Source organism: Candidatus Protofrankia californiensis (genome assembly GCF_900634765.1).
Classification (GTDB): Bacteria; Actinomycetota; Actinomycetes; order Frankiales; family Frankiaceae; genus Protofrankia; species Protofrankia californiensis.
The window spans coordinates 1-3,173 of sequence record NZ_CAAAFT010000136.1 but is presented as its reverse complement, the minus strand read 5'-3'; the positions used below and the strand labels follow the sequence as shown (position 1 = coordinate 3,173).

1 protein-coding gene and 1 pseudogene are annotated in these 3,173 nt (G+C 64.5%); both read right to left on the bottom strand.

Going from position 1 to position 3,173, the window contains the following annotated elements; translation table 11 throughout:
* Positions 1 to 62 precede the first annotated feature (62 nt).
* Positions 63 to 1,052 (bottom strand): dolichyl-phosphate beta-glucosyltransferase, encoded by a 990-nt coding sequence (locus DD1DGNOD_RS08235; protein WP_131765960.1) that lies wholly within the window; start codon positions 1,050 to 1,052, stop codon positions 63 to 65.
* 1,121 nt (positions 1,053 to 2,173) lie between these two features.
* A pseudogene (locus DD1DGNOD_RS30735) lies at positions 2,174 to 2,920 on the bottom strand (ABC transporter permease).
* Between the last annotated feature and the right edge of the window lie 253 nt (positions 2,921 to 3,173).

Below are 3,173 nucleotides of genomic sequence, written 5' to 3'. Positions count from 1 at the left end.
AACCGATACGACTCAGCCGGTATCGGTTCAGCCGGAAACGGTTCAGCCGGAAACGGGGAACTTCACACGACCTCACGCGGAGCCGGCTGCCGACCGGTGTCCCGGCCGCCTGGGAGCATGGTCGGCGAAGCGGGTATCTCCGCCGGACCACCACCGGCCACCAACGCACCGGTACCCATGCTGATCACCCGGGCAACCGGCGTCTGCGGCACCTGGGTACCGTCCGGGTCCATCAGGGGCGTGCTCACACCGGGACGCCGGACGACCGCCAGAGGCGTGGGCACCGGCTGCAGGACGACCGGCGGCTGCGTCTCGACGGGCCGCAGGCGCAACGGCACGGGCGTGACCGCAACCCGCCGCCGATAACGCCGAGCCCGTATCACGTCGACCAGCATCGCCGGGGTGTGGCGGGTTACCCGGAACGTCCCACCATCCATCTCCGACCAGCGGACGGGAACCTCCGTGATCCGGTAGCCCATAGACCGGGCTATCGAGAGAACCTCGACATCGAAACCGAAGCCGGTCGACCTGGACAGGCTGAACAACAGCTTCGCCTCGGCATGGCGGAACGCCTTGAAGCCGCACTGGGTGTCGGCGACGTCCAGCGCCGCGAGCGTCCGGGTGACCTGGTTGAACGCCCAACTACCCATCCGCCGGCTGTTCGAGCGGACCGCGCTGTCACCGATCCGGCGCGATCCCAGCGCCACCTCGGCATCCTGGAGGGCGGCAAGCAGCAACGGAAGATCGTTTATGTCCGAGGCCATGTCGGCGTCCATGAACACGATCGACGCGCCCCGAGCCATCGCCACCCCGGTCCGAACAGCCGCGCCCTTACCGGAGTTCCACGGGAGCCTGACGACACGTGATCGCGGGAGTTCGCTCAGAAGCCGCTGGGCAACCTCGGCGGTGCAGTCGGTGCTGCCGTCATCAACAACGATCACCTCTGCGCCGGCAAGCCTGCTCAGCACGGACGTGAGCCGGGGCAGTGACTCCGGGAGTCGGTGCGCCTCGTTGAAGGCGGGGATGACGATGCTGACGGGAACGTAGTCCAAGAGTCACTCCCAAGCTGCGTCGGCAACGACGAAGGCAGTTGTGATCGCCTGCCGATCTCGAAGCACTTCGTGCCGTCCGACATCCGGCCGAAGTTTCGATGCGACATCGCCAAGCCGTCAGGATTTGAGATGCCAGGTCAGAGGGATATTCGGCTGATAAAGATGCACCGACCGGACACTGACAGAACGTCAGCGCCTTCCGGCCATACGTGACGGCGGCCGGGGATCGGACATGTGTCTGCCCTGTCCTGACAGTCAGCGCTGCGGTCCGCACCCATTCGGAGCGTGACCGTCCATGGGGGCACCTCCGGAAATCCACTGCAACATCCGACCCGAACACCGTCACTACAACCTCACAATCGGTAGCATCGCCATCGGCTTCGCTGCCGAGACACCGGCCCATGAGCACAACTGTCCACCCACGGATCAGCGCCGCCTCACACGTACACCTACGGCATCCTCCCGCAGGCACGATCCCGCCCTTCGCCCGCCACCCTGACATCACTGCGACGCACATCCGACAGTCCGCAATTCGTCACACCACAACCTCCTGCCGCACGGCCGGAGAGGTCGCGGTACCGCCCGGAAAAGCCGCGACCCGCGGGGTTGCATCGGTAACGCCGTCCGGGCGGGCAGCAGGCCGCGGAAGATTCCCTGCTCGGACCGAGCTCCCGGCTACGTCACGCATGACGACCATGATCACAGCCCACCGAAGGGACAACGACGATGAGCGTCCATGACCTGACAGCGACCCGGGGCGGACAGACGCGCCACCTCCTCGCCCCACCATTGCGCACCGACATATACCCCGGACGAAAATAGGGGAACCCTCCGCCGGGAATTCGGCCACCCACTCGACAAACGTCGGCGCATTTGCACCGAAAGTATCATGGACATGAGATCTGCCGGTTTCCGTGGGCATTGACGGGGCATGAAACGCGGGCGGTACGAACGGTCACCCTGTTCGGGTGTCACCCGAGCTCTCACCCCTACCGGAGGAATGAGAGGTTTTCCAACAGGGCTGCCCCACCCGCTCGAACAGCCGATGAGCGACTCCGTGCCGCGTCTTTTTCCGGTCTCTCCTTTCCGGTCCTTCCTTTCTAGTCCCTCCTTTCCGGTCCCTACGCGGTCTGCCGCCGGAACGTGGCCGCACCCAGCAACAGCGCCAGGAGAACACAGCCGACGACAACCGAGAGATCGAGCCACATAGTGCCCGTCGGCAGCGAGTGCCCGCCGACCTCGGTCAGCGCCACCGCCGCATACCTCGACGGCATCGCATCGCTGACCGCGTCCAGCCACGGCGCCATCCGGTCACGCGGCCGGATCAGGCCGCACAGCAGGATCCGGGGGCATCACCGTGGCCGGCAGGAACTGCATCGCCTGGAACTCGGTCTTGGCAAACGTGCTGGTGAGCAGGCCGGTCGCGGACCCAAGCACCGCCGTGCACACCACGATCAGCATGACCAGCCCCGCGTTGCCCTCCGTGTGCAGTCCAAGCAGGGTGTACGTGACCAACGCCGCCACACCGGCCTGGACGATCGCGGCCACCGCAAACCCGATGCCGTACCCACCAGCAGGTCAAGCTTGTGCAACGGGGTGCTCAGCAACCGCTCCAGCGTCCCGCTGGTCCGTTCCCGCAGCATCGCCACGCTGGCGACCAGGAACATGGACACGTAGCGAAAAATGCCGAGCAGTATCAGGCCGATCCGGTCGAACAGGTCGAACAGGTCAGGCCGGTTATAAAGTACGAAATACAGCAACGCGAGCAGCAGGCTCGGTACCATCAGCATGAGGCCGATCGTGCGCCGGTCGTGCCGAATCTGGGTGAGCACCCTGCCGGCAACGCCGAAAGTCATCCGTACCGACATCAGAAAACCACTTATCCTGTTTCCGTGCTCAATCCGAGGAGCACGGTTGCCGCGACCGGTACACCGTCAGATCGTCGACAAGGACAGCATCATCCGCCACGGGCCGCATGTCGTTGCTCACACTCATACCTTGCTAAACACATACTTCTCTCAATACGTCCTGCTATAGATGATATTATACATAACGTACTGAGGCCCGAATCCGTCGATCAACCCACCTTCCCCTCCAGCGGCAGACCGTGTCGGAGAACCC